Below are 26,868 nucleotides of genomic sequence, written 5' to 3' on the forward strand. Positions count from 1 at the left end.
TGATCAGCAGGCGCTCATTCCTCCCAGATCACCTTCTTGTTCTGGTCATACCACTTCGGCAGCCGCTCAGCGTAGTGATCCTCGATCACGTTGCGCTTGATCTTCATGGTCGGCGTCAGCATGCCGTTCTCCATGGTCCAGGGCTCCTTCACGATCACCGCGAATGCCAGCTTCTCGTGGTCCTCGACCTCCGAGTTGACCCGGTCCAGCTCTTCCGCCAGCTCCTTCTCGATGGTCGCGCGGTCGCCGCCCTTCTGGAGCTCCGCCTGGGCCTCCTCGGACAGGGTGATCAGGGCACAGGGCTGGGGCTGATTGGCGCCGGCCACGCAGACCACCTCCACCCTGGGATGGGTGAACCGGCCCTCGATGGGAACGGGCACCACGTACTTGCCCTTGGCGGTCTTGAACAGATCCTTCACCCGGCCAGTGATGCGGGTATAGCCATTGGCATCCACTTCCGCCATGTCGCCGGTCCTGAGAAAGCCGTCCTCGGTGATTTCTTCCCTGGTCTTCTCATCGTTCTTGTAGAACCCGAGCATCTGCCCAGGGCTCTTCACCTGAAGCTCGCCCTCGTCCGTCACGCGGTGTTCCACACCGGGGTTCGGAAGACCCACCGTGCCGACCTTGGCGTCACCCGGACGGTTGGCATGGGAATACCCGAAGTTCTCGGACATGCCGTAGACCTCAAGCAGCTCCAGCCCGATGTTGCGGTACCAGTGGATGATCTCCGGCGCCAGCGGGGCCGCCCCGGTCAGGGCCGCACGCACGTGGTCCAGACCCAGCTGCTTGAGGATCTTGCGCTTCACAACCCGGTTGAGCAGCGGAATCCGGAACAGCACCTTCTGCTTCTTCGGCGGCAGTTTGTCGCAGATGGCCAGATAGAACTTCATCCACAGGCGCGGTACGGAGAAGAACAGCGTCGGGCGCGCCCGCTGCAGGTCCTCCTGAAAGGTGTCCAGGGAGTTGGCGAAATAGAGCGGGAAACCGAAGTACAGCGAGGACGTCTGGACAGCGGCGCGCTCGGCCACGTGGGCCAGTGGCAGGTAGGAGAGCATGCGGTCGTTCTGGTCCACGGGGAAGATCTGCTTGAGCCCCTCGGCCACCGAGATCATGGTTCCGAACGAGTGCATCACGCCCTTGGGCCTGCCAGTGCTGCCGGAGGTATAGACCAGGGTGGCCAGCTCATCCGGTGACGGCAGGTGCGGCTCAGCCAACGGCTCGGTGCGCGCGACGATGTCCTTCCACTGCTCGGTATCCCTGCGCGGCGACATGGGCATGGAAATGATCGGAAGATCCGCCGGGATGTGGTTCTTGATGTCGTTCCAGCCGTCGGCCGTGCCATCGAGCTTGCCGAGCATCATCAGCTTCGCCTCACTGTGCTCCAGCACATAGGCGGCCGTGTCACCATTGAGTGTGGGGTACAGCGGCACCGAGACGTGACCGGCAGCCCAGATGGCCAGATCCGCCATCACCCAGTGGTCGCTGTTCTTGCCCAGAATGGCGATGCAGCTTTTCTCCGGCAGTTCCAGGGATCTGAGGTGGGCGGCCATGCGCAGCACCTGGTCCGCAGCCTGCTTCCAGGTGGTCTCCTCCACCGAACCGTCCGGATAGGGCTGGTTCATATAGACCATGTCCGGAGAACGCTGCGCCCAGTAGAACAGGCTGTGCAGCGTGGTGGGCCTGTCATCAACTTTGATCATCCAAGAGCTCCTGATTGTTATGGTTTATTGGAAAGGTATAAACGTCGGGATACTATTCAACTTCCCCTGTCACTGCATTGGCCTCGATGGCACATTCTCTCCAGAATTTGAATCAATGGGCGGAAGCGGATCACAAACAGTGCAGTGCCTGCCCCTTCATGATGCCCTACTGAAATCCTTGTAGCGCCCGGGCTTGCCGGCGGGTGGGCGGCCTATCTCGACCCCGGCTTTCCGCAGCTCCTTCTTCAGGTCCCGCCGGAACCGGTGATAGTCCACCTCGGTGGAGTGGCGCCCACCGGCATCAAAATCCAGGTGCGGATTGGCGGCCTCCTCCTGGATGGCCAGGCGCATGTTGGCCGGACGGGCGTAATGCCCGAGGATTTCCTGACAGGCCAGCTTCGCCTGGTAGTCCGCCAGCGGCCAGATGCAGCCCAGAGGCTGGAACAGACCGATGAAATAGAGGTTGCTGAAGTCCGCGTGCATCATCTTCCGGTACAGCGGTACCCGCTCGGCACTGCTGAAGTCGATCAACGACGGGTCGAAGAAAGGGAAGCTGATCCAGAACCCGGTGCAGGCGACCACCAGATCAAACGCTTCCTCGCGCCCGTTCTGGAAGATCACGCTGTCTCCATTGAGCTCGCGGACGGCCGGGCGCGGGTGGATGCGCCGGTGGCGGATGAAATCCAGCAGATCCGAGTTGATGGTCGGATGATGGCTCAGCACCGGCCGTCTGGGCCTGGGCAGGCCGTAGTTGCGGTAGTAATCCCCCTGGAGGAGTTTCAGAAGCCCGGTGAACAGCAGCTGCCGGATGCGGTTCGGTACCCAGGTGGGCATATTGGAGCCCAGCACATCCGTCGGCTTGCCAAACATGAACTTGGGCATGAACCACTGACCACTGCGCATACTCAGCGCGACGTGATCCGCCACCCGGGCCGTTTCCACCGCCACATCGCAGGCGGAATTACCGGCGCCGATAACAAGCACCCGCTTCCCTCGCCACTTATCACTGACCCCCTTGAAGTCGTGGGAATGCATCCAGGTGCCGTTGAACGTGCCCGGATAGTCGGGGTTCTTGGGATTCCAGTGGTGCCCGTTGGCCACCATCAGGTGGGAAAAATCCTCTTCCACGGCCATGCCGTCGGGCCCTGTCACCTTCAGGTGCCAGGTGCCGTCCTCGTTACGGGTAACCTGATCCACCCAGTGCTCGAACCGGATGACGTCCATGACACCGAAATGACGCGCATAGCTTTCAAAGTAGGCGTGCAGCTGGCGATGGTTGGGGTATTCAGGGTAGTCCTCGGGCATCGGAAAGTCTTCGTATTCCGACCACGCCCTGGAGCTGATGATGTGGGTGTTCTCGTAGACACTGGAATGGCCGGTGCGACTGTTGAAGACCCAGTTGCCACCGACCTGGTCACTCTGCTCGAACACAGTGACGTCCAGACCGGCCTCAAGGCAGTTCTTGGCTGCCGTGAGACCGCTGGGCCCGGCCCCGATGACCGCGACCCTTGGGGTTTGATCCATGATGGACTCCGTTGTGTTGTTGTTGGAATGCCGGACAACGTCCTTTTCTACCAGAAAGATTCAGACGTTATCCAGTCATTCCGGCCACAACGGCCCATCAGAAGGTCAGTTCGCGGAATCGACCAGGCTGTAGTCCAGCTTGTTCTCTTCCGGCGAGCTGTTGATGCTGCTCACGGTGCGCCAGTTTCGGCCGATGATGTACAGGATGCACGCGAAGTAGATCCCGATCACCAGGGCACCGACCCACTGGATCCTGAGGAACTCCAGCTGGAACAGCAGGGTCAGACCGATCATGGCCACCAGGTTGCCCGCAAAGTAGGGGCCCTTACCGAAGCGCTTCACCGTCAGGTTCAGGTTGTCGGTGTAAAGGCGGATCAGCGAGTCCAGCGAGTTGATGACCATGGTGATGCCCACCGTGACCATGAGGATGTTGAACACGCCCGTGGTACCAATGTCCTCCAGATGGTAGTAGTACAGCACCGTGAACCAGATACCGATGGCGATCGACGGCAGGAACAGCATCGCCAGCAGCAGCTGCCAGGTGCGCAGCCCGCCCACGAAGCGCGAAGTGAACTGGCCGATCATGATGGACCAGGCGAACCACCAGTACAGGTAGAAGGCGTGGTAGTCGCTCAGCGGCAGCATGAACTCATGGATGTTGCCGAAGTAGCCACCCAGCAGGCTCAGCGTCCCGGCAAAGTCCCCGAAGGTGCCGTTATCGGTCATGAAGGCGTAGTACCAGAACAGTGCGATCAGACCGATGAACATCCAGCTGGTGCTCACGCTCAGCACCCGCACATACTTGAGGCTGGTGCTGGAGTAGACGGCCATGGCAATGGACACGAAAACGATGCCGTAGAAAACCGTCTGCGCGGTGCCGTCATCACCCATTTCCGGAAGATACCAGGGCAGGTTCTTCAGCAGCAGATAGGCGGTAAAGGCACAGGTGCCGATGATCACTACGTTGTTGATGACCTTCACCACCGGAATCTCGAAGAACTTGATCCGTGGTTCGATCACGCAGAAGTAGAAACAGGTAAGGAAGTAGAAGCCCCAGATCAGGAAGGCCCAGAACCCGAACTCGATCGCGAGCGGGTTGGTGACGCTGTAGTCCTCCGCATAGCCACCGAATTCGGTGAGCGGGAACATGATCAGGCCCACGTCGAGGCCGGAAGTGAACAGAATGGCCATGAAGGTGAAGGTACGCACTGGTGTCACGCCCACCACCTGCAGGTTGCCCCATCGCAGGAGAATCACTGCAATCATGGTGAAAGTGAATACCAGTCCGATACTTAGCCAGGTCAACATAAACCAACTCCTTTGCTGGTTGCGGCGTCAATTTGCTTTCTTATGGCAATAATTCCCCTCCCGGGCCGCCTGGAGCCGTTTACAGGCGACCCGTATCAGCGCTGTCAACACTGGAGAGGAGAGGTGCTTAGCGGAGCACGCGCTCGGGCTCTCCGGCCCGTTGGCGCACACGCCAGTGCTCGTCCATCCCCACCGGCGCATCCAGCGGCGCCTCGGGCTGACGCCCACGGATCAGGTCCGCGGCCCGCTCAGCCACCATGATGGTCGGCCCGTTGAGGTTGCCGTTGGGGATGGTTGGAAAAACGGAGGAATCAACAACGCGCAGGCCACTGATGCCGTGCACCCGGGTTTCCGGGTCGACCACCGTCTGCGCGTCCGTGCCCATGGGGCAGGTGCAGGATGGGTGGTAGGCGCTTTCCACGGCCTGGCGCACGAAAGCATCGATGGCTTCGTCCGAAGTGACATCGGCCCCTGGCTGGATCTCTTCGTCGCGATAGTCATCCATGGCCGGCTGATTGATGATCTCCCGGGTCAGCCGCACGCAGTCCCGGAAGCCCTCCCGGTCGTCCTCATGCTGGAGGTAGTTGAACAGAATCTCCGGTGCGGCCTTCGGATCCGCGGAACGCACATGCACGTGGCCACGGCTCTTCGGTTTGTTGTGGCCCACATGCACCTGGAAACCGTGGCCGGCGAACGCCTCCTTGCCGTCGTAGCGCATGGCCGCCGGCAGGAAGTGGTACTGCAGGTCCGGCCATTCGACGCCTGCTTTCGAGCGGATGAAGGCGCAGGACTCGAAGTGGTTGGTGGCACCCAGGCCATCCTTGTTCAGGATCCAGCGCGCGCCGATCAACGCCTTACTCAGCGGGTTGAGTTTGCTGTTGAGGGAGGTCGGCTGCTTACAGCGGAACTGGAAGTAGAACTCAAGATGGTCCTGGAGGTTCGACCCCACGCCAGGCAACGCGTGATTCACCTCGATACCCGCCTTGTTGAGCACGTCCGGGTTACCGATGCCGGAAAGCTGCAGAATATGCGGCGAACCGATGGAGCCCGCAGACAGGATGACCTCGCTGTTGGCCTTCACATCCTGCACCTTACCGCCACGCTCGTAGCGCACGCCCACAGCCTGTTTGCCTTTGAGCAGCACTTTGTGCACCAGTGCGCCTGTCAGCACGGTGAGATTCGGGCGCTTCATCACTGGCCGCAGGTAAGCGTTCGAGGTGGAGGAGCGCACGCCATTCTTCACGGTCATGTGCATGGGCCCGAAGCCTTCCTGCTGGTGCCCGTTGTAATCCCGGGTTACGGGGTAGCCAGCCTGTTCCCCGGCATCAATGAAGGCCTGGTACAGGGGATTCTTCATGTTGTTGCCGTTGGAAGTCCCCACGGGGCCGGCATCACCACGGTACATGTCCCCGCCAAAAACCCAGGTTTCGGCCTTTTTGAAGTAAGGCAGACAGTTCTGGTAGTTCCAGCCCTCGGCACCATGCGCCTCCCACTCGTCGAAGTCCTTCGCGTGACCACGCACGTAGACCATGCCGTTGATGGAGGAGGAGCCACCCAAAACCTTGCCCCGCGGGCAGTGCATGCGGCGATTATCCAGGTAGGGCTCAGGTTCGGTGTGGAACTGCCAGGCGAACTTCTTTGTGTTCATGGGAATGGACAGCGCCGTGGGCATCTGGATGAAGATGCTGCGGTCGCTGCCGCCGGTCTCCAGCAGCAGGACCCGGTGGTGCGGGTCCTCTGTGAGCCGGTTCGCCAGCACACAGCCGGCTGAGCCGGCACCGACGATGATGGTGTCGTATTGGTGTTTACTCATAGGATCCACTCCAAGATGCCAACGGGCGAGGGCGGGGATCCCCGCCCTCGCCTGCTACAGAGTCAGCAGGCGCCGGTTCAGAACGGTGCTTCAATATCACCCATTCCGACGTAAACGGATTTGAGCTGGGTGTAGTGGTTAATGGTCGCCGCGCCGTTCTCGCGGCCGATGCCGGACTGCTTGTAGCCGCCCACCGGCATCTCCGAGGGTGATTCGTTGTAGGCGTTGATCCAGCAGATGCCGGCCTGGATCTGGTGGATCACCCGGTGCGCGCGTTTGATGTCGCGGGTGAAGACACCGGCGGCCAGGCCATACTGGGTATTGTTGGCACGGCGGATGACGTCGTCTTCGTCGCGGAACGTCAGGACGCTCATGACCGGGCCGAAAATCTCTTCCTTCACGATCGTCATGTCATCGGTGCAGCCCGTGAACACGGTCGGAGCCACGAAATAGCCGCCTTCAACACCCTGGGGTGAGAGCTCCTCACCACCGCAGGCCAGGGTCGCGCCCTCTTCCACGCCCTTGCGGATATAGTCCATGACCAGGTCCCGGTGCTTCGCGGAGATCAGAGCGCCAAAGTTGGTCTCCGGGTTCAGCGTGTCACCGGCAATGATGTTGTTGCGGGTACGCTCCAGCACCTTCTCGATGAAGGTCGGGTACAGGTCCTCGTGCACGAACACCCGGGTGCCGTTGGTGCAGATCTCGCCCTGGGTGTAGAAGTTCGCCAGCATGGCGGCGGAGACGGCATTGTCGATTTCCGCGTCATCGAAGATGATCAGCGGCGACTTGCCGCCCAGCTCCATGGTGACTTCCTTGAGCGTGGTGGCGGCGCCGGCCATGACCTTCTTGCCAGTGCCCACCTCGCCGGTAATGGAGACCTTGTCGATACCCGGCTCGTGGCTCAGCCAGCTGCCGACTTCGCCCGCGCCCTGGACGACGTTGAATACACCGGCCGGCATGCCCGCCTCCATGAGGATTTCCGCGAGCTTGAGGGCGCCCAGCGGGGTTTCCTCGGAGGGCTTGAAGATCATGCTGTTGCCGCAGGCCAGAGCCGGTGCGGACTTCCAGCAGGCGATCTGCAGCGGGTAGTTCCAGGCCCCGATGCCGGCGCACACACCCAGGGGCTCGCGCCGGGTGTAGTAGAAGTCGCCGCCCAGGTCCTGCTGATTGCCTTCCAGCGCCGGAGCCAGCCCCGCGTAGAACTCCAGGGAGTCCGCGCCGGTGTTCACGTCCACCTCACTGGCTTCCTGCCAGGGCTTGCCGGTGTCGAGCACTTCCACCTTTGCCAGTTCGTCATTGCGTTCGCGAAGCATCGCCACGGCCCGGTTGAGGATGCGTGCCCGCTCCATGCCGGTCATGGCGGACCAGGTAGCAAAGCCTTCGCGGGCGCTTTCCAGTGCGGCCTGGCGCACGCTTTCGTCCGCCACCTCCACTTCATAGATCACCTCGCCAGTGCCCGGGTTCACCACTTCAAAGGTTTCGCCCGTGCTGTTGGCCATGGGTTGGCCGGCCACAAAGTTCTGGTAGCGGGTCAGTGGCATGGTTCGACTCCGTGCTGTGTCAGTGTGTCGTTGATGAACGCCCGGCAGAGCGCCTCGCTCTCGCGGAAGCCCTCTTCCTGGTCGGGCCAGAGAGCGCTGCGCAGCCAGAACCCGTCGATCAGTGCGGCGGTCTGCTTCGCGGCGCTCCGGGCCGCCTCTGCCGGCAACAGCTGCCGGAATGAATAGCAGAGGTTGCTGTAGAGACGGCGGTTGTTGATGTGCTGCAGGCGCGCCAGCCCCGGTTCGTGCATCGCCCGCGCCCAGAAACTGAGCCAGGTGCGGGTGGTGGCCGTGGACCGCTGGAAGTCACTGAAGTTGGCTTCCACGATCGCCACCAGCCGCTGCTGCGGCGTGAGTGTTCCGGCCTGGGTGTGCTCCAGCAGCGCGAGCTTGAGCTCCTCAAGCAGCTGGCGCAGCGTGGCCTCGATCAGTGCCTGCTTGCCGCCGAAGTAATGGCTGATCAGGCCGGACGACATCCCGGCGGTGCGACTGATGGCGCCAATGGTGGCGCTCTGGAGCCCCAGCTCACCCACCACTTCAAGGGTGGCTTCAATGAGCTGGCGCCTGCGTTCTTCCTGTACTCCGACCTTGGGCATAAGTTGATTAACCGTTCAATTAAAATAAGGATAGCCTGCTGATCGCCATTGATCAACAGGCGCGTGATAGGTTGATGGTAACCCAACCACAGAAACCTTTCAGATCAGTAGCCTGCCGACAGGATGCATTTTCGGATTTCCGCTACACTGGCGACAGCACGCGACGCCACCGGGAGGTCCATGACCCCGCTCCGATTCATAGACCGGCTCAAGTTCTTCCTTGAACGCCAGCTCATCCGCGGCGCATTTTTCCAGCTGATGGTGGTCGGGCTGCTCATTGCCCTGATCTCGCTGATCGGTGGTCTGCTGGTGCTGCCACTGGAGGGAGCCTTCTCGGACCTGGGTGAAGCACTCTGGTGGGCGTTCCTGCGGCTGACGGACCCGGGGTATCTGGGCGATGACCAGGGCAGCTGGCGGCGGGTGGTTGCCACGCTGCTGACCATCAGCGGCTATGTGGTGTTCATGGGCACCCTGGTGGCCATCATGACCCGGTGGCTGATCAGCGCCATGACCAATCTGGAACGCGGGCTCACGCCGGTCTCGCTGAAGCACCACATTGCGGTGCTGGGCTGGACCAGCCGCACCCTGCCCCTGATCACCAAACTGCTCAGCACCACCGGCCGGATGCGGCTGTTCCTGCACCGCAATGACACCAAGCGCCTGCGACTGGTGGCGCTGGCCGAGGAAGTCTCCGCCAGCCGGGAGCACCAGCTGCGCAGCGAGAGCGGCGTCGGCCGCCGTGCCCGACAGGTCATCCTGCGCTCCGGTGACCCGCTCCAGTCCGAGGCCCTGCGTCGTGTGGCCTGCCTGGATGCGGCCGCGGTCATCATTCCCGGCAGTACCCAGGCCACGAACAGCCTTCTTAACGCGGATACCGAGACCATCAAGATCCTTCTCACCATCGCAGCCCAGGCCAAGGACCAGCGCCGGCCCCTACCCTATGTGGTGGCGGAACTGCAGGACCCGCGCCGCGAACGCATCCTGCACAGCGCCTTTGGCGGGGACCTGGAACTGGTGGCCGGGGACGCCACGCTCAGCCGTTTCATGGTCCAGACACTGCGTCATCCGGGTCTGGCCGAGGTCTTCCAGGAGATGATGATCCTGCCCGATGGCAATGAACTCTACATCCGGTTCCAGGATGAGTGGGCTGGCGAGCCCCTGGCCAGCCTCGACAGCCGGCGGCCCAGCGCGATTGTACTGGGCGTGCTTGAGCGAGCGGGAAGTGGGTGGGTGGTCCATATGAATGCGCCGTCCGAACAACGCCTGCGCAAGGGTGACGGGCTCATCCTGCTGGCACGACGGTTCGAGGATACCAATCCGGCACGCGGGCAGACCCTGGAGCCACTGCATCGCCGGCCGCGCAATGAGGGGGAGAGGCCACCCTCCCGTCACCGGCGTATCCTGATCCTGGGCTGGAACCACAGGGTGCCGGCACTGCTGCAGGAACTGGACAGTTACCCGGGCGAAACGGCGGACGTCACAGTGGCCTCGTTCTGGCCCGTGGAAGACCGCCAGAACATGATCAACGGCTATGTGCCCGAGCCTGGACGCGTCGGCTGCCAGCACGTGAAGACGGACTTCCTGATGGAGGGTGAGATTGCCCGACTGGCCCCCGAACGCTATGACACCGTCATGCTGCTGACCAGTGACCGCATGGGCAGCAACGAAGAAGCGGACGCCCGGGCCATGGTGGGCTACCTGCAGCTCCAGGATCACCTTCAGCAGGCGGGGACGTGGCCGCAGATCCTGCTGGAACTCACTGACCCGCACAATGAGGCCCTGCTTCTGGCGCGGAACAGTGAGATCTTCCTCAGCCCCGTTATGCTCAGCCACCTGCTGGCCCAGGTCGCCCTGCGCCGGGAGCTTCGCCTGGTGTATGACGAACTCTTCACCCAGGGCGGTGCCGAGATCGGCTTCCGTGCGCTTCCCGCAGAGCTTCTGGCAGCCGACACGGACTTCCGGGCGGCGGCACAGTCGGTTGCCACCAGCGGCGAAACCGCCCTTGGCATCCACCGGGCGCAACCAACCCCGGAAGGGCGCCACCTGACCCTCAACCCGGATCCCGGAGAGCCCCTGAACCTGTCAGCGGGGGACCAACTGGTGGTGCTGGGGCGCGATCCGGAAAGGCACTGACCCCTCAGCGCCCCCAGAGCCGTTTCATGATGCGGCGCGTGACTGCGGTAGGCATGGCCCCGGAGGTGGACCAGAGCCCTTTCATCGGGAAGGAAACCGGGTGGTGCACACCGCGCCCGCCCCGGATTACGGCCCACACCTGCGCGGCCACATCCTCCGCGCCCAGATTCACCCCTATACCGTCGAACATACCGGATCCGGCCCGGTTGGCGTTCACCATCCCCGTGGCGACGAAAGGCGGCATCAGGTCACAAACACGGATGTCGTACTCCTGCCATTCAATGTCCAGCGCCTCGGTCATGGCGCGCACCGCATGCTTGGTGGCGGAATAGGACGCGAAGTCCGGCGTGCCATGGATCGCAGAGGCCGAACTCATGTTCACCACCTGGGCGCCGGGCGTATCACGGAGCCAGGGGAACGCGGTATGGAGGACGTTCAGCAGCCCGGTCAGATTCACGTCCACCTGGGCCCTGTGGTCCTCCAGCGGAATCGCCTCGAAGCGCCCGACCCGCAGAATGCCGGCGTTGTTGTGCAGTACATCCAGCTGGCCCTCGGTGCGCGCGGCGAACCCCGCGAGTGCCTGGCGTACCGACGCGGCATCCGTCACATCCATGACGTGGACACTGCAGTTGGCCTCACCCAGTCCCTCCTGAAGGGTCCGCAATGCCGCTTCATCCCGATCCGCGGCTCCCACGAACCAGCCTTTCCCGGCAAACAGCTGGGCCGTGGCACGGCCGATGCCAGCGGCTGCCCCGGTGATGAAGATCGTCTTCATGGTTCTCTCCCTGTGTCAGCGTCAGCCGAGTATAACCGGGGCCCCCGGGCCCGGCGGAATGCCCAGAGCGACCCAGACCGCCAGTAATAACGGCCATACCACGGCAAAGGCGATCGCGTAGGGCAGCATCAGCGCCATCAGGGTGCCGATGCCTGCCTCGGGCCGCCATCGCTGCACAAAGGCAAGGACAATGACCCAGTAGGGATTGAGGGGCGTGATGATGTTGGTCACCGAATCCCCGATGCGGTAGGCCGCCTGGGTCAGTTCCGGGCTCAGGCCCGCCTGCATCAACATGGGCACGAACACCGGTGCCAGGAAGGCATACTTGGCGGAAGCGGAACCGATGAACAGGTTGGCCAGCATGGCGATCAGGATGAAGCCCACCGCCAGCACCGGCGCGGGTACAGCCAGAGAGGCCAGCCACTGGCCACCGGTGATGGCCAACAGCAGCCCGAGCTGGCTGTAGTTGAAAGCCTCGATGAACTGGGCCGCGACAAACGCCAGCACAATATAGGGCGCCAGTGCGGCAATGGTGGCCGACAGCATTTGCGCCACGTCGTGGTTGCTGTTCAGGGTGCCGGCCGCGAACCCGTAGGCCAGGCCGGGCAGCAGGAACAGGATCAGCAGCAGGGGGACCATGGCCTCGACCCAGCGGGCGAAGTTCTCACCCTCGCCGTGGAGTGGCGCCCCGGGAACCAGCACCGCGGCCAGCACCAGGGCCAGGGTAACCCCGAATATAAACCCGGCATGGCGCAGCCCGCGCCCGGGGTCTGCACCCACATCGTCATCCGCCCGGCTCCCATGCGCCCCGGCAAGCTCAACGCCGGCCTGCCTTGGTTCCACAACCCGGGCGGTGACCCACCACCCGAGCAGTGCCAGCACCAGGGTGGAGACAATCATCAGCCACCAGTTGGCCGTGACCGCAACCCCGTAATCGGGGTCCAGTATGCGCGCCCCCGCCTCAGTCAGCCCCGCCAGCAATGGATCCAGGGCCGTGATCACAAGGTTCGCACTGAACCCGGCGGAGACCCCGGCAAAGGCCGCTGCCAGCCCGGCCAGGGGCGAGCGTCCCGCCGCGTGGAACAGGATCGCCGCCAGCGGCGGCAGCACCACGTAGCCCGCATCCAGGGTGACCGAAGACAGAATCCCCAGCAGGACGACCATAGGCGCCAGCAGCGCCCTGGGCGTCAGCCTCAGCAGCCGGGCAAGCAGCGCTGGCAGAAGGCCGGAGCGCTCCGCCACGCCAATCCCCAGCATGGCCACCAGCACCAGCCCCAGGGGCGGGAACTGCATGAAATTGTCCACCAGGTGCGAGAGCAGCCACCAGAGGCCATCACTCTCAAGCAATCCTCGGGCCTGCACCAGTTCGCCCTCGCCGGCCGCGCCCGCGGGCTTGCGCACGGACCAGCCCGCCCAGGCGGCCACCTGGGAGAGCACCATGACCAGACTCAGGGCCATGGCGAACAGGGTGACCGGATGCGGCAGGGCATTGCCCGCCCGCTCGATCCGATCCAGCCAACGGGTTGAAGAAATCGCGGGTTTCATGTCACGGCCCCATGCGGCAGAACATCCTCCGGATAGATGGCCAGTTCGTTCTGGTGGCGTGCGAAATCCGGATCGTGCTGCGCTGGTGTCCGCAGGATGCGATCAACATAATCGGCCGGGAATGCATTCTCCCGGGCCCCGATCAGCACGTGCGCCCGGTACCAGCTGTAGGGTGTCAGCGAGGCGTCCACATCCGTGGCGGCGTACATCCGCGCCTCCAGGGAGTCCCCTTCCGGGGTCCGGGGCCGGATCAACGCCTCCTCATAGCCATTCCCCAGCCCCTCAATCCGGTCCAGGATCGGTTTCTCGCGATCCGGGATGTCATAGACCACCCCCAGGACCCAGTCACCCGGATCGCCAGTATGCAAGGCATCGCATTTGGCCGAATGGTCTTCGCGGCTGCGCTTGTGGAAGACCAGACGGTGACGGTGCAACCAGCCAACCGTCAGGAAACGGGATTCCGGGACCCGGGCCTGGAGGCGGCGAATGGACATGTTCGAGCCATAGGCAAAACAGAGCATTGATGGAACCTCTCCCGAAGACGTGCAGTGCCCGAAACTGCCACGGTTACCCGCCCCGGGCAATACATGGAATTGGAAGATCCTATAGGAGCCGGCTGAACCATAGCGTCTTTTCCGGCTAGAATGAGACATAAACCGGACCGGAGACGCTCGCTCCATGAGCGCAGAACTGTTCACCCGATGTTTTGTCGCCACCTATTTCCTGTTGATCGGCCTGTTCTTCACCGGGCGGACACTGGGGCTGAGCGCGCGTACCCGCCACTCCCATATCCATTACGGTCACGTGGGCTCACGCCCCTGGTGGAACCGCCACATATTCAATGTCTTCAGGGCCGCTATCCTGCTGATCAGTGTTCTCCGCATCGGACTGCCGGTGGATCCCTGGCTGGGCATCATCGAGCCACTCTACAGCGCGCCGGTACTGTTGTCGGGCGTGGTTCTTCTGTGTGCGGCCTTCACGGGCATCAACTACCTGCAGGCCTACATGCACGAGGACTGGCGCTCGGGGATTGATACTGAAAACCCGCCGAAACTGCTCACCACCGGGCCCTGGTCCCGGAGCCGTAACCCCATGTTCCTGATCATCATGCTGGGGCAGCTCGGCTTCTTCCTGGCACTGCCCAGCCTGTTCTCGCTGGTGTGCCTGGTGGTTGGCGTCGCGGTCCTGAGACGTCAGGCCCTGGCCGAGGAGACGAGTCTGAACACGTTGCTTGGTGCGGATTACCGCCAGTACCGGGAGCGCGTCCCGCGCTGGTTCTGAAGCGCCCCGCGCTCAGTGCTGCGCCGGGCGGTAGCCCAGCCGGAAGCCACCCCAGTGGGTACCGTTCACATAGATGGGCACTGACAGATCGTGCATGATCTCCCCGGTATCCCGCCGGTAGGTCTGCAGCAGCATGTCGCGGGTATGGCTGCCACAGCGGGCCCCGGTGCGGTCATTGAAGAGGCGTTTGCTGCGGCTCTTCACCAGATCCACCTGGGGATCCCCGGTCGGCTCATGGGCAAAGACATTGTTGTGGGTGGGCACATAGCCATCCGGCGCGGCGGTGATCGCGAAGACAATGGGTTCCAGCGACTCAACCACGGGCTCCTGAATGGCGGGAAGATGCCTATCCGTAAAGGCATCGAAGGGGCTGTGGTACTTCTGCGGGTCGGTGCCCGGGATCGGGGTGCGCTCTTTGCTGAACAGCTGTTCCCGGGTCAGCTCGCCACGCTCAAGGGCCTGCTCAAAACAACGCGCAATCTCCGCCGCCCCGGTCCTTGCCGCTTCGTAGAAGCGGCGATGGTAGCTTTCGCTGCTGTACAGCGCGAACTCAGCGTTGGTCTGCTCTGCCAGCTCCATCAGCCTTGAAGCCTGCTGCGCCAGCTCGGCAACGGCCTCATCGCTGTCGCGCATCTCATCACGCAGGCTCTCGATGGAGCCGAACATCTGCCCCAGGCTCTCCTCGTTGTGCTGGTCGCCCTCGGCAATCCACCGCACCTGTTCCTCCACCTTCCTTGAGCCAGTATTGATCTCATCCAGCTGGTGGCCAACGGCCTCGACCGAATCAAGGCCATTCTCGACACTGGTGGCCAGCTCCTTGACCCGGGTAACAATGTGGCCGGTGTCCTGCTGTATGGATTCCAGTGTGCTGGACGCCTCTTTGGTCGCCTCCGAGGTACGGCCGGCAAGCTGGCGCACCTCATCCGCCACCACCGCAAAACCGCGACCCTGCTCACCGGCCCGGGCTGCCTCGATGGCGGCATTGAGTGCGAGCAGGTTGGTCTGCTCGGCGATGCCCTCGATCACCGAGGTCACATTCTGGATGGTTTCGGATTTGTCGTTCAGCGCCTGGATCAGCGATACCGTCTCCGAGGACTGCTCGTGCACCCGCCGGACCTGCTCGATGGCTTCCCTCAACGCGGTCTGCCCCTGATCACTGACCTCGCTGGCCTGACTGGCGGCGGACGCCGCCTCCGAGGCCTGCTCCGCGGACTGGCGGATGGTTTCCATGATCCGCCCGGCGTAGTCCGTCATGTGGTTGGTGTTTTCCACCTGACGATCGAGACGACTGCGCAGTCGGTCCGCGGCATAGGAAACCTGGGCGGCCGAGACGGCATTGGCGTCAGCGCCTTCCACCAGCGTCTGCTCCAGTGCTTCACCGGTCCGTGCCTTGCGGAAAATGGAGGGCATGAGCGCCTGCAACAGAGGGTGTTCCGCCTGGGCGTCCGCGTGCGCCTCCCCCTGCACACGCTGCAGCAGTGCCATCAGGGGCAGGATTGCGGCGATTGCCCCCAGAGCCCCCGCCAGAAGAAAACGGTACAGCTCCGGGACAGGCAACCAACTGCATGCCACCGCAACCAGAAGACTCCCGCCCATACCGGCACAGGCCCGTAGTACTACCTGTTTCTGAAGCGCCCCCATACCAGCCACCCTTTGTCTGTCTTATTATTCAAGGTCTCAGGAGAGGTTAGATTATAGCCAGCACGGATGCCCTTATACTTTCGGATGAGCTGCCCCTGCGGGCTAGAGGGTCAGAAAGGGCATCAACGCCAGGTAGAGGATCACGCCAATTCCGATCAGGGCACCAATGAAGGCAAGGGGATTGTGCCGGTATCGCTGGGCGGGTGTCTCGGCTTCCCCACGGGCGAGCGCCTCTTCATGGTCGGACCGGGCCTGCTCGGCGCGCTCGGCCTGATAGTCGGCCAACAGCTGCTCCGCTTCCTCAAGCCGTGATGGGTCATCGAGCCAGATGGCTCCGAAGGACACCATCCAGCGGCTGGGCTCCGTCTCGTAATACGCAATGCCGTGCTCCTCAAGAAGCGTTTTGACTTCAAAGTATTCATCTTCGGGCACGTTGCGCAGGTTGAGGAGCAGATGCCCCATGTCAGGACCTCGTCGGTTCCGCTATCATGTGGGTCCATTGTAGCAGGCACCCGTGGTGGAGTTCCGCGCCCATGAGCAAACACAAACGCCGTCCCGTACCGGTCTTCGAACATCCGATCATCGAGACCCACTGCCACCTGGACTACCTCCAGGGAGAGCCGGTGGAAGACGTGGTCATGGCCGCCGAACAGGTGAACATCGAGCGACTGATCACGATCACGGTCTCGCCGGACAATCTGGAGACCGTCCAGCACCTGGTGGGTGCCCACCCGCGCGTCTACGGCACCCAGGGGATTCACCCGCACCAGGCGGACAACTGGCACGACGGGCTCGACCCCTTCATCCGGGAGGCCATGGCGGCAAGCCCCAAGCGGCTGCTGGCCATCGGTGAGATCGGGCTGGACTACCACTACGATTTCAGCGACCCGGAGACCCAGAAGTCGGTCTTCCGCAAGCAGCTGCAGATGGCCTCGGATCTGGACAAGCCGGTGGTGATCCACACGCGCGATGCCGATGAGGACACCATGGAGATCCTGAAGGAGTTCGAAGGGTCACTGAAGCAGCGGGGCGTTGTGCACAGCTACACCTCGGGTGAGACGCTGGCACGCTATGCGCTGGAGCAGGGCTGGTACATCGGGTTCAACGGGATCTGCACGTTCAAGAAGGCGGAGAATGTGCGTGAGATCATCGACCTGACGCCGGCGGACCGGATCCTGCTGGAGACGGATTCGCCATATCTGGCGCCGGTCCCGTACCGGGGCAAGGAGAACATGCCTTACTACCTGCCGTTTGTGGGGGAGTTCATCGCCCAGCACAAGGGGCTGGAAGTCGAAGAGTTCCTGGCGCAGGCTTACCGGAACAGTGAAGCGGTGTTCTTCAGTCAGCAGAACTGATAAATCGTTGCCTGGTAAGGGGAATGGGGGAGTGCTCTCCCATTCCCCTTACCGATCAGGCGTTATTGGTGATTCGGCTGCACCAGAACCCAGGGAGCGACAACCAGAGCCCAGACTGTCGCATCCGAATCATGCCACCCCTGGGCCTCATCCGGCTTAACCTCACCCACGGACCCATCCTGGATCCACTGCTGGAAACGGGCCTTGTCATCCCGCACCAGTGACAATCCAACCTCGATCAGATCCTGCCCCGGGGCAACGCGTACCACATTGCCTCGGGCGTAGAACCGCTGCAGCTCCACCCAGCCGATCTGGGCCGTCTCCTGGTGGAGTTTGGCGCGGAGTTCGTCGTCGTTTTCAGGAATTCCGTCAGTTTCAAGGGACATCAGCGTCTCCAACACGTTCGAAAGCAGGGGATCGGGGAGGGCTTTCAGGGAAGCTCTGGAGCCAGGGATGGCGGAAGAGCAGCCTACATGGATGTACTCGTGGCGATTCCCTGAAAGCCCTCCCCGATCGCCTGCCTGCTACCAGTCAACAATCTGGTGACAATAGAAACAAAAACGGGTGGCCCGAAAGCCACCCGTTTTCCTCGGATCAGCCTCCCGAAGAGGCTAACCCATCAACCGCCAGAGTTCACTTGGCGATCATGTTGCGCAGCACGTAGTGCAGGATGCCGCCGCTGAGGTAATAGTTCATCTCGTTGGCGGTATCCACGCGGCAGATCACCTCGGTCTCCGTGGTGCTGCCGTCCGAGCGCTCGGCAACGAGCTTCAGCACCTGGCGCGGCTCCAGATTCTCATCCAGACCCTTGATGCTGATCTTCTCCTCGCCGGTCAGGCCCAGAGTCTGGCGGTTCTCGCCATCCTTGAACTGCAGCGGCAGAACGCCCATGCCCACCAGGTTGGAACGGTGGATCCGCTCGTAGCTCTCGGCAACCACGGCTTCCACGCCCAGAAGGCGGGTACCCTTGGCGGCCCAGTCACGGGAGGAGCCGGTGCCGTACTCCTTGCCGGCAATCACAACCAGCGGCGTACCCTGCTTCTGGTACTCCATGGCCGCATCGTACATCGCCATCTGCTCGCCGGTGGGCACGAACTTGGTGAAACCGCCCTCGACGCCGTCCAGCATCTCGTTCTTGATGCGGACGTTGGCGAAGGTACCGCGCATCATCACTTCATGGTTACCCCGGCGCGAGCCGTAGCTGTTGAAGTTCTTGGGATGCACGCCCTTCTCCTGCAGGTACTTGCCTGCCGGGGAATCCGGCTTGATCGAGCCGGCCGGGCTGATGTGGTCCGTGGTGATGGAGTCACCGAACAGCGCCAGGATATTCGCACCCTCGATGTCCTTCGGCGGCTGCAGCGGCTTCTCAATGCCCTCGAAGAACGGCGGGTTCTTCACGTACGTGGACTCGTCGTCCCACTGGTACGTCTCGTCCTTGCTGAACGGAATGCCCTGCCAGACTTCGTCGCCCTTGAAGACATCCGCATATTCCTTGCGGAACATCTCGTCGTCGACCTTGGACACTTCGTGGGCGATCTCCGCATTGGAGGGCCAGATGTCCTTCAGGTAGACCGGGTTGCCACTCTGGTCGTTGCCCAGCGGCTCGTTCTCCAGGTCGACACGGGTAGTGCCGGCCAGGGCATAGGCCACAACCAGGGGCGGTGACGCCAGCCAGTTGGCCTTCACATCCGGATGCACACGGCCCTCGAAGTTCCGGTTACCGGAGAGCACGGAGGAGACCTGCAGGCCGCCTTCGTTGATGGCTTCGCCGATTTCGTCCATCAGCGGGCCGGAGTTACCGATGCAGGTGGTGCAACCGTAGCCAACCAGGTTAAAGCCAAGCGCATCCAGCTCCTTGCTCAGACCGGCGGTATCCAGATAGTCGGTTACCACCTTGGAGCCGGGTGCCAGAGAGGACTTGACCCAGGGCTTGCGGTCCAGACCCTTCTCACGGGCCTTCTTGGCCACCAGGCCGGCGGCCATCAGCACGCTCGGGTTGGAGGTGTTGGTGCAGGAGGTAATCGCCGCGATCACCACGTCGCCGTGGCCGAGGTCGTAGTCCTGACCCTTGACCGGTACACGCTTGTCCTTGTCCTGAACACCAGCGTCATCCAGCAGCTTCTCGAAGGTGCTCTTCATGGCCGGCATGTCGACCCGATCCTGGGGCCGCTTCGGGCCGGCCAGGGAGGCCTTCACATCGCCCAGGTCGAGCTCCAGCGAATCGCTGAACTTGGGCTCGGGCTTGCTGGAATCGCGCCACATGCCCTGGGCCTTGCTGTAGTCTTCGACCAGCTTGATCTGCTCGTCGCTGCGGCCGGAGAGCTTGAGGTAGTTCAGGGTCTCGTTGTCGACCGGGAAGAAGCCACAGGTCGCACCGTACTCAGGCGCCATGTTGGAAATGGTGGCACGGTCGGCCAGCGGCAGGTTGTCGAGACCGGGACCGTAGAATTCGACGAACTTACCAACCACGCCCTTCTCGCGCAGCATCTGGGTCACAGTCAGTACCAGGTCAGTCGCGGTCACGCCTTCCTTCATGGAACCGGTCAGACGGAAACCGACCACTTCCGGGATCAGCATGGAGATCGGCTGACCCAGCATCACCGCTTCCGCCTCGATGCCGCCAACACCCCAGCCCAGGATGCCCAGGGCGTTGATCATGGTGGTGTGGGAGTCGGTGCCGACCAGGGTGTCCGGGTAGACCTGGGTCTCGCCGTCCTGCTCCTTGGTCCAGGCAACCTTGCCCAGGTACTCCAGGTTGACCTGGTGGCAGATGCCGGTGCCCGGCGGAACCACGCGGAAGTTATCGAATGCTTCCTGGCCCCAGCGCAGGAATTCGTAACGTTCGCGGTTCCGCGTCATCTCGATGTCGACGTTGGCGCGGAAAGCGTCGGAGGTGGCGTACTGGTCGACCATCACTGAGTGGTCGATAACCAGGTCCACCGGCGACAGCGGGTTGATCTTCTCGGGATCGTCACCGGCCTTCTTGACCGCATCACGCATGGCGGCAAGGTCCACGACACCGGGTACGCCGGTGAAGTCCTGCATCAGAACACGCGCCGGGCGGTACTGGATCTCACGGCTGGAAGAGCGGTTCTTCAGCCAGCCGGCAATGGCTTCGACATCATCCTTCGTCACGGTCTCATTGTCTTCGTGACGCAGCATGTTCTCGAGCAGAACCTTGAGTGAAACCGGCAGCTGCTGCAGGTCACCGAGATGCTTCTCGGCTTCCGGCAGGCTGTAGTACCGGTACTGTTTGCCGCCAGACTCGAGGGTCTGGGCGGTCTTGAAACTATCGACAGGCGACATGGCATCCTCCCTATGTAGGGTTATTCGACGGGCCGATTATACCAGACAGCGGTTATTCAAGCGGCCCGGATCGGTGGCGGATTGTACTGGAAATGAACAGAGAACTGTAGGTGTAACCCGAGATCGGTTACGGGGGGTCAAATCAGTAACGGATGGTCAGCACGTTGTACACCAGCAGACCACAAGCGCCGAGCAGCGCCAGCCAGGTGCCCGCAACGCCCGCTGCGCGGGCCGCATGCCAGCGCCCCTGGGCTTCGTGCATACCCCACGCGTGGCCGATCCGGCTGACCAGGAAAAGACCTCCCACGGTGTGCAACGCGGCATAGGCCACCCCGTTCATCTCCGCAATGAACATCAGCACCAGCATCAGCGGCATGGACTCGATGTAGTTGCCGTGGATGCGTGAGGCCACATTCAGCTGCTGATGCCCGCCATCACCAACACCCACCCCCAACTGCTGGCGCAACGCCACGACCCGCCACACCAGGATCAGTTTCAGGACCACAAAGACAACAGCATAGAAGGCAGTCGCGGGTGCGAGCATGGAGTCTCCTCGGTTCAGGCGTTTTCGGGCATGGCATCCACTGCTGGCTGGCCGGTCTCGGGGTCTACAGAGACGGTCAGCACCAGCGGCTGACAGCAGACGAAGCAGTCCTCCACATAGGTCTGGTCACCCAGGGAGCAGTCGACCAGGACATCGATCACCTCCCCGCAGCAGGGACAGGGCACGGGTACCGTCTCGGTCAGCGCCATAGGGTCTCAGCCTCCTGAACCGCTGGTGTAATACCAGGTCGACAGCCAGCCGGCGACATGCTCCTCCGGCATGGGCCTGCTGAGATGATAGCCCTGCATGATGTCGCACTGCATGTTCCGCAGCAGCTGCGAGGTGTCATCGCTTTCCACGCCTTCGGCGACCACTTCGAAACCAAGATCATGACACATGTTGATGGTGGTGCGCACGATGGTGGCGTCCTCCCGGTTGGCGTCCATTTCCCGCACAAAGGAACGGTCAATCTTGATCTCGTGAACCGGCAGCTTGCGGATGTAGGACAGCGACGAATACCCGGTGCCGAAATCGTCAATGGCAAGGCGGATGCCGGCGTCATAGAGACCGCGTAATGCCTGGAGGGCGTTGATGGGATTAACCATGGTGGCGGTCTCGGTCACTTCCAGAATCAGCCGCCCGGTGGGCAGTCCATGGCGCTCGAGCAACCCCAGAACCATGTCCGCGAACGCCGGTTCCTCCAGATTGCGTGCGGAGATGTTCACCGCCATGCGCACGGGATGGCCGGCGGCATCCATGGAAGCGCCAAAGAGCAGGGAGCGATCCAGAACCCACTGGGTCAGAGGCTGAATAAGGCCGGTCTGCTCCGCCATGGGGATGAATTCATCCGGGGGGATGAATCCGTGATCCGGATGGTTCCAGCGCAGCAGCACCTCAAAGCCACACACCTCCCCGGAGCTCAGCCGCACCTGGGGCTGGAAGTACAGCGCCAGACTGTCCTCCCTGATGGCCCGGCGGAGCTCGGTCATCAGGGTAAGGCGGCGCTCACTGTAGGGATTCATGGACTCAGTATAGGTCGCCACGTGGCTGACGCCGCTCTCGGCCTGATCAAAGGCGATGAAGGCGTGGCGGAGCAGGGTGGTGATGTCGGCACTGTCCTCCGGGTAAAAGGAACAGCCACCGACCATCCGCATATCCAGGCTCAACCCGCGGAACTCCATCGGTTGGCGCAGCGCTTCCACGAGCGCCTCCATCTGGCCATGCATGGCCTCTGTCTCCCGCGGATGGAAGGCGCAGGCGAAGGTAATGCCCTCCACATGCGCAACGGCACAGGGGCTACCGCTGATGTTCTCGATGATGACCGAATCCGGGAGTCCCAGGACCACCTCATTCATCCGCCATGACAGCTGGTACAGAAGCTGGTCCGCGTTTTCATGGCCCAGGGTCTTGTTGATGTCGTCAAAGCCCCGGAAATGAATCAGCACCAGCGCCAGACTGCAGTCCCGCCGATGGTCCACACGCTCAGTGCACCCGCCCAGCACCACCTCCAGAAGATTGCGGCCCGGCAGCCCTGTCAGGCCATGGTGCCGCGCCTGCTCCAGCAGGCTCTGCTCCATGGATTCTCGCTCCTCCATGGCCTTCAGGCGGGCGCGCTGTTCATAGCTGAAGCGCTGCCCCATCGCGAACGTCAGCACCAGCGCCTGGGAGACCGCCCCCAGTTCCACGCCATAGCGCGTCAGGAAGTTGGAGGGCACCAGCCCGGCCACCAGCAGTATCCAGGCCATCGATCCCACCAGCAGCATGATCCAGGCCCCCATGAAGTATCGGGCAGCCCGGTGCCCCCGGACCATCATCGCAAGGCCGATGAGGAACATGATGAGACTCACCATGCCCGCCAGCATCACGGACAGCCGGGTGGACAGGTCATAGCTGATGAAGAATGCCGCCACGGTATTCAGTGCAGTGACAATGGTCAGGCCATGGAAAACATTGCTCCGGACGCGCATCTCCGGCGTGATGTTGAGGAAGGTCCGTGCGAACAGGCTGAAAAAGAGCGCGATCATGGCGGAGGACACCAGGGTCACACGCTCATTGATCTCCGGATAGCTCGGATAGAGGAACTGGAAGGCCATGCCGTGGAGACTGGCCATAAGCACCAGAAGCGTGGCATTGGTGAGCACATAGTAGAGGTAGCTGCGTTCACGCAGTGCGCCATAAAGGAAGACATTGAAGGTGATGATGATCAGCAGCATGCCGTAGAACATGCTGCGACCCACCATGTCCGTCTCATTCACCTCAAAAAAGGTCTCTGGCTTCCACAACATCATCGGAACCTGATGGGAACCGGACGTCCTGACCCGAAGATAAATCCGGCTCTCTGACTCCGGCTCGAGCTCCATCGGCAGAATGAAGGTCCGGTGGCCCATGGGTCTGGACTCGAAAGGGTAATGGTCCCCGGTCAGGTGGCTTTCGACAATGGTCCCACCACGCACCCGATAGAACTCTATATGATCCAGCAGCGGGTATCGGATCTCCAGAAGCCGCTCTACCGGCTGTTGAAGCGGGTTTTCCAGCCGCATCCGATACCAGTTTGTGCCCGCGGTATAGCCGAAATTGGCCACATCCCCCTCCACCGGCGACCAGTCCGGGCTGACCTCCCCTGCGAGAATAGCGGGCATGGTCACAGAGCGGTCGGCCGGCTCAGACCAGTACTCGAGGCTGTGGGTAGGATTCTGGCTGGTGGTGCCGGGCAGTACCGTAACCGCGCCCGCAGCGGACAGACTCGCAAGCACAAGCGCCAGCGCGAGCATCGCTCCAACGGCGCCCCGGTATGCGGTCCAGATGTGCAATGCGACCCTGCCCATGGATACTCCTGAGCCTGTGTCTTACCGGCTGCAGTATAGACAGTGAGCTGCGGCTGTGCCTGCGACTTCCGGACAGTCCGTCAGCGCAGCTGCTCCAGAAGTGCCGCATGGGCCCGCATGCCACGATGGAAGCAGGTCACCTCGAATTTCTCATTGGGGCTGTGCATGCCGTCATCCTCCAGGCTGAAGCCCATCAGCAGCGTATCGATGCCGAGGATGTCCCGCGCCCAGGCCGCAATGGGGATAGAGCCGCCGCTGCCCAGCAGAACCGGCTCGCGGTCATAGACCGCATCCAATGCGCTCAGGGCGGCCTTGAGGTACCGGGATTCCGTGGGAATACGGATGGCCGGGGCCGCCGAGTGCACGGTGAGCTCAATGGAACAGCCCGCCGGCGTGTGGTCATCAATGAAGCGGCGCAGGCTCTCGATAATGCGGTCCGGGTCCTGGTCCGGCACCAGCCGGAAGCTCACCTTGGCGCTGGCCTCCCGGGGGATCACCGTCTTGGCGCCGTTGCCGGTGAAACCGCCAATGATGCCGTTGATGTCGCAGCTGGGCCTCGACCAGACCCGTTCCAGCAGGCTGCGGTCCGACTCACCACCGCCTGCAGTGGTCACGCCAGCGGAGGCAAGGAAGCCGGTATCGTCCATATTGAGGGCTTTCCAGGCGGCCAGCTCCTCGTCGGAGGGTTCCACCACGCCGTCGTAGAACCCGGGCATCTGAACCCGGCCCTTCTCATCCTGGAGTGCGCCGAGTACTTTTGTGAGACCATTGATCGGGTTTTCGATGGCACCGCCGTAGAAGCCGGAGTGCAGGTCATGGCCCGGGCCACGACAGGTCAGTTCGGTGTAGAGCAGGCCACGGAGGGTGTAGGTGATGGCAGGGGTGTCCACGTCCCACATGCCGGTATCGCTCACCACGCAGACGTCGGCCTTGAGCTCGTCCCGGTAGCGCTCCAGCACTGGTCGGAGGTTCCTACTGCCAACTTCCTCTTCCCCTTCAAGCAGCACCGTCACCTGTATCGGCAGACCGCCGTGCTCCGCATGCCAGGCCTTCAGGGCCTCGACCCACATCATCAACTGACCCTTGTCGTCGACCGCGCCCCGGGCAACCATCTTCCGGCCATGGGGACTGTCCTCGAGCGTCGGCTCAAAGGGCTCGTTGCGCCACTCCTCATACGGCTCAGGCGGCTGCACGTCATAGTGGCCGTAGTAGAGCACGTGGGTGGCATCATCCCCGGGGCCTTCATGATGGCCGATCACCACCGGGTGACCCTCGGTTTCGCGGATCTCAATGCGGAATCCCAGCGGCGCCAGCTCATCCAGAAGCCACTGCGCTGCCTCGCGCATGGCGCTCTCATAGGCTGGATCCGTACTGACACTGGGAATACGCAACAGGTCGGCCCAGCGCTCGATGGATCCCTCGAGGCCGTTATCGATGCGTTGCAGGACGGATTCCAGCATGAGGCGCTCCTTGTTCACCGGTTTCGGGGCTTTCGAGCATAGGGGAGCAGCCACGGGCGAACAAGTATTTGAAGGCACCGCGCGATCACCGTACCCTCGCGGATAACAGGGGGTAGGCCATGACCAATACTGATGGAACCGTTCCGTTCTGGGAGCGCAAGCAGCTGGAAGCAATGACGGCTGATGAGTGGGAATCTCTCTGCGACGGCTGCGGGCGCTGCTGTACCCATAAGCTTGAAGACGCGGATACCGGTGACGTCTATGCCACGCAGATCGCCTGTCGGCTGCTCGACTGCGAGAGCTGCCTGTGTTCGGACTACCCCAACCGCTTGAGCGAGGTGCCGGACTGCCTCCAGGTCACCCCCTCGATCGCGCGCAACAGCGACTGGCTGCCCAAAAGCTGCGCCTACCGGCGGATCGCCGAGGGTCGGGGGCTGGCCTGGTGGCACCCCCTGGTTTCCGGTTCACGCGCCACCGTCCATACAGCGGGAATCTCGGTGCAGGGTCATGTTCTTCCCGAGCCCATCGTCGACCCGGAGGACTATGAGGAGCACATCGTCGACTGGATCCAGGAGGAGCCCGCCCCCGTTTCTAAAGGGGCTCAGTGAGGATCCTTAAACGGCATATATAACGACCCCATAACCTCCTGGTAGACACCTTTTTCCTTGAGACCCCTGAGTTCCCGGGACAGGGCCTGGATGAAGGCCCGGTTTTTCGCCGTATCATGGCAGTTGATGCGGTCGTAGCTCTCGAGCAGGGGGCGGTCCGGGTCATAGTTCAGCCCATCCAGATGGGGCCGGATGTCCGGGAGGGCGGCGATGAGAGCGTCCAGACGGCCCATTTTCAGCATCTGGACCGCTTGCGCCTCGGAGGGTACCGACTCCAGCGCCATATCTCCCTTTATGGTCGGGCCCAGATACAGCTCATGCCCCTTGATACTCCCGACAACCCGGCCTTCCAGCGCCTCAAGGGACTCAATCGGAGGGTCTTCAGCAAGTGTGAAGATATGGAAGCTGAACCTGCCAAGGGGATAACTGTAGACGATGGCGTCGCTGCCAATGCGCCGACGCACCACATCCGTCAGTGAGAGCAGGCAATCAACCCGGGATTCCTCAAACATCCGAAGGGCACGCCGGTATGGGTAGAAAACCGGTTCCACCTTCACATCCAGCGGCTCCAGGGCGCGCGCCATCAGCCGCTGATAGATGCCGGAACCATCCGGCTCAATCAGGTTGGCCAGATTGGGCGCTGCCACGGTCACGCTCTGGCCAGCATGCACACCCGCTCCTGATGTCAGCACCAACGCCAGCACGAGGCATGCACGAAAGCATCCATTCCGCCTCATCGATCGCCTACCCATGAACCTGGTTCGATTGCGTCAGGTTAATGTTATTTGTGACCGATCACGAGCCCGAATTGCAATGATCGGTTAATTCGCCCAGGAGGCAGGCCCAACGCTGGAATCCATCACCCACAGAATCGGTGTTTCTTTTTTTAACTGGACGTTCAATCAAAATAAAA

The 26,868-nt window shown here is 62.3% G+C and carries 22 protein-coding genes; 4 read left to right on the forward strand and 18 right to left on the reverse strand.

The features are described from left to right. Positions 1-14: 14 nt before the first annotated feature. The 6 genes from QZ501_RS01595 to betI form a co-directional block, all read right to left on the reverse strand. Positions 15-1,700 carry an AMP-binding protein gene (locus QZ501_RS01595; RefSeq protein ID WP_295716660.1) on the reverse strand — a complete coding sequence of 562 codons (1,686 nt, stop codon included), beginning with the start codon at positions 1,698-1,700 and terminating at the stop codon, positions 15-17. 156 nt (positions 1,701-1,856) lie between these two features. After that, positions 1,857-3,224, reverse strand: coding sequence for an FAD-dependent oxidoreductase (locus QZ501_RS01600; protein WP_295716661.1), 1,368 nt, complete (start codon positions 3,222-3,224; stop codon positions 1,857-1,859). Positions 3,225-3,329: 105 nt separating this feature from the next. Next, a complete protein-coding gene (locus tag QZ501_RS01605) occupies positions 3,330-4,532 on the reverse strand; it encodes a BCCT family transporter (RefSeq protein WP_160898941.1) in 1,203 nt (400 codons plus the stop codon). A gap of 127 nt (positions 4,533-4,659) precedes the next feature. Then, positions 4,660-6,345, reverse strand: a complete 1,686-nt coding sequence (betA, locus tag QZ501_RS01610; RefSeq protein ID WP_295716663.1) for a choline dehydrogenase — start codon at positions 6,343-6,345, stop codon at positions 4,660-4,662. 77 nt (positions 6,346-6,422) lie between these two features. After that, on the reverse strand, positions 6,423-7,886 hold the full coding sequence (gene betB / locus QZ501_RS01615; protein WP_160898939.1) for a betaine-aldehyde dehydrogenase: 1,464 nt from the start codon (positions 7,884-7,886) through the stop codon (positions 6,423-6,425). After that, complete coding sequence (gene betI, locus QZ501_RS01620; protein WP_151439743.1) at positions 7,877-8,482, reverse strand: transcriptional regulator BetI; 606 nt, start codon at positions 8,480-8,482, stop codon at positions 7,877-7,879. The genes betB and betI overlap by 10 nt, the downstream gene beginning before the upstream one ends. 180 nt (positions 8,483-8,662) lie before the next feature. Here betI and QZ501_RS01625 point away from each other — a divergent pair, with 180 nt between their 5' ends. Next, entirely contained in the window at positions 8,663-10,615 is a 1,953-nt protein-coding gene (locus QZ501_RS01625; RefSeq protein WP_295716666.1) for a hypothetical protein, read from the forward strand. A gap of 4 nt (positions 10,616-10,619) precedes the next feature. Here QZ501_RS01625 and QZ501_RS01630 read toward each other — a convergent pair whose 3' ends face one another. From QZ501_RS01630 to QZ501_RS01640, 3 genes are read right to left on the reverse strand one after another with little or no spacing between them, the layout of a single operon-like run. Further along, positions 10,620-11,390 carry an SDR family oxidoreductase gene (locus QZ501_RS01630; protein WP_295716668.1) on the reverse strand — a complete coding sequence of 257 codons (771 nt, stop codon included), beginning with the start codon at positions 11,388-11,390 and terminating at the stop codon, positions 10,620-10,622. Positions 11,391-11,411: 21 nt separating this feature from the next. Then, positions 11,412-12,935: an AbgT family transporter gene (locus QZ501_RS01635; RefSeq protein ID WP_295716670.1), complete on the reverse strand. Its 1,524-nt coding sequence runs from the start codon at positions 12,933-12,935 to the stop codon at positions 11,412-11,414. Beyond that, positions 12,932-13,615 carry a gamma-glutamylcyclotransferase family protein gene (locus tag QZ501_RS01640; protein WP_151439739.1) on the reverse strand — a complete coding sequence of 228 codons (684 nt, stop codon included), beginning with the start codon at positions 13,613-13,615 and terminating at the stop codon, positions 12,932-12,934. Before QZ501_RS01640 ends, QZ501_RS01635 begins: the two co-directional genes overlap by 4 nt. Here QZ501_RS01640 and QZ501_RS01645 point away from each other — a divergent pair. Further along, entirely contained in the window at positions 13,614-14,216 is a 603-nt protein-coding gene (locus tag QZ501_RS01645) for an isoprenylcysteine carboxylmethyltransferase family protein (protein WP_151439738.1), read from the forward strand. The two genes, QZ501_RS01640 and QZ501_RS01645, sit on opposite strands and share 2 nt — an antisense overlap. A gap of 12 nt (positions 14,217-14,228) precedes the next feature. Here the strand turns inward: QZ501_RS01645 and QZ501_RS01650 are convergent, their stop codons facing one another. Further along, positions 14,229-15,857 (reverse strand): methyl-accepting chemotaxis protein, encoded by a 1,629-nt coding sequence (locus QZ501_RS01650; RefSeq protein ID WP_151439737.1) that lies wholly within the window; start codon positions 15,855-15,857, stop codon positions 14,229-14,231. 102 nt (positions 15,858-15,959) lie between these two features. Continuing rightward, the gene (locus QZ501_RS01655) at positions 15,960-16,319 is read right to left on the reverse strand and encodes a DUF6164 family protein (RefSeq protein WP_151439736.1); all 360 of its coding nucleotides are present in this window, start codon (positions 16,317-16,319) and stop codon (positions 15,960-15,962) included. 71 nt (positions 16,320-16,390) lie between these two features. Here QZ501_RS01655 and QZ501_RS01660 point away from each other — a divergent pair, with 71 nt between their 5' ends. Further along, on the forward strand, positions 16,391-17,212 hold the full coding sequence (locus QZ501_RS01660) for a TatD family hydrolase (protein ID WP_151439735.1): 822 nt from the start codon (positions 16,391-16,393) through the stop codon (positions 17,210-17,212). Between the two features lie 62 nt (positions 17,213-17,274). On the opposite strand, the gene QZ501_RS01665 is transcribed toward QZ501_RS01660, so the two are convergent. From QZ501_RS01665 to QZ501_RS01690, 6 genes are all read right to left on the reverse strand, one after another. Further along, positions 17,275-17,598 (reverse strand): DUF2288 domain-containing protein, encoded by a 324-nt coding sequence (locus tag QZ501_RS01665; RefSeq protein ID WP_160898934.1) that lies wholly within the window; start codon positions 17,596-17,598, stop codon positions 17,275-17,277. A 247-nt stretch (positions 17,599-17,845) separates the two neighbouring features. Then, positions 17,846-20,518, reverse strand: a complete 2,673-nt coding sequence (acnA, locus tag QZ501_RS01670) for an aconitate hydratase AcnA (protein ID WP_151439733.1) — start codon at positions 20,516-20,518, stop codon at positions 17,846-17,848. Positions 20,519-20,660: 142 nt separating this feature from the next. Continuing rightward, positions 20,661-21,062: an MAPEG family protein gene (locus QZ501_RS01675; RefSeq protein ID WP_095615965.1), complete on the reverse strand. Its 402-nt coding sequence runs from the start codon at positions 21,060-21,062 to the stop codon at positions 20,661-20,663. A 14-nt stretch (positions 21,063-21,076) separates the two neighbouring features. Next, complete coding sequence (locus tag QZ501_RS01680; RefSeq protein ID WP_095615966.1) at positions 21,077-21,271, reverse strand: CPXCG motif-containing cysteine-rich protein; 195 nt, start codon at positions 21,269-21,271, stop codon at positions 21,077-21,079. Positions 21,272-21,277: 6 nt separating this feature from the next. Further along, on the reverse strand, positions 21,278-23,887 hold the full coding sequence (locus QZ501_RS01685) for an EAL domain-containing protein (RefSeq protein WP_295716677.1): 2,610 nt from the start codon (positions 23,885-23,887) through the stop codon (positions 21,278-21,280). Between the two features lie 80 nt (positions 23,888-23,967). Beyond that, entirely contained in the window at positions 23,968-25,347 is a 1,380-nt protein-coding gene (locus QZ501_RS01690) for a M20/M25/M40 family metallo-hydrolase (RefSeq protein ID WP_295716679.1), read from the reverse strand. A 119-nt stretch (positions 25,348-25,466) separates the two neighbouring features. Here QZ501_RS01690 and QZ501_RS01695 point away from each other — a divergent pair, with 119 nt between their 5' ends. Then, the gene (locus QZ501_RS01695) at positions 25,467-25,955 is read left to right on the forward strand and encodes a YcgN family cysteine cluster protein (protein WP_160898930.1); all 489 of its coding nucleotides are present in this window, start codon (positions 25,467-25,469) and stop codon (positions 25,953-25,955) included. Here QZ501_RS01695 and QZ501_RS01700 read toward each other — a convergent pair. Then, on the reverse strand, positions 25,949-26,626 hold the full coding sequence (locus QZ501_RS01700) for a transporter substrate-binding domain-containing protein (RefSeq protein ID WP_160898929.1): 678 nt from the start codon (positions 26,624-26,626) through the stop codon (positions 25,949-25,951). The genes QZ501_RS01695 and QZ501_RS01700 overlap by 7 nt on opposite strands. Positions 26,627-26,868: the final 242 nt, after the last annotated feature.

The sequence above is a fragment of the uncultured Halovibrio sp. genome, from assembly GCF_913056445.1.
GTDB classification, from domain to species: domain Bacteria; phylum Pseudomonadota; class Gammaproteobacteria; order Pseudomonadales; family Oleiphilaceae; genus Halospina; species Halospina utahensis_B.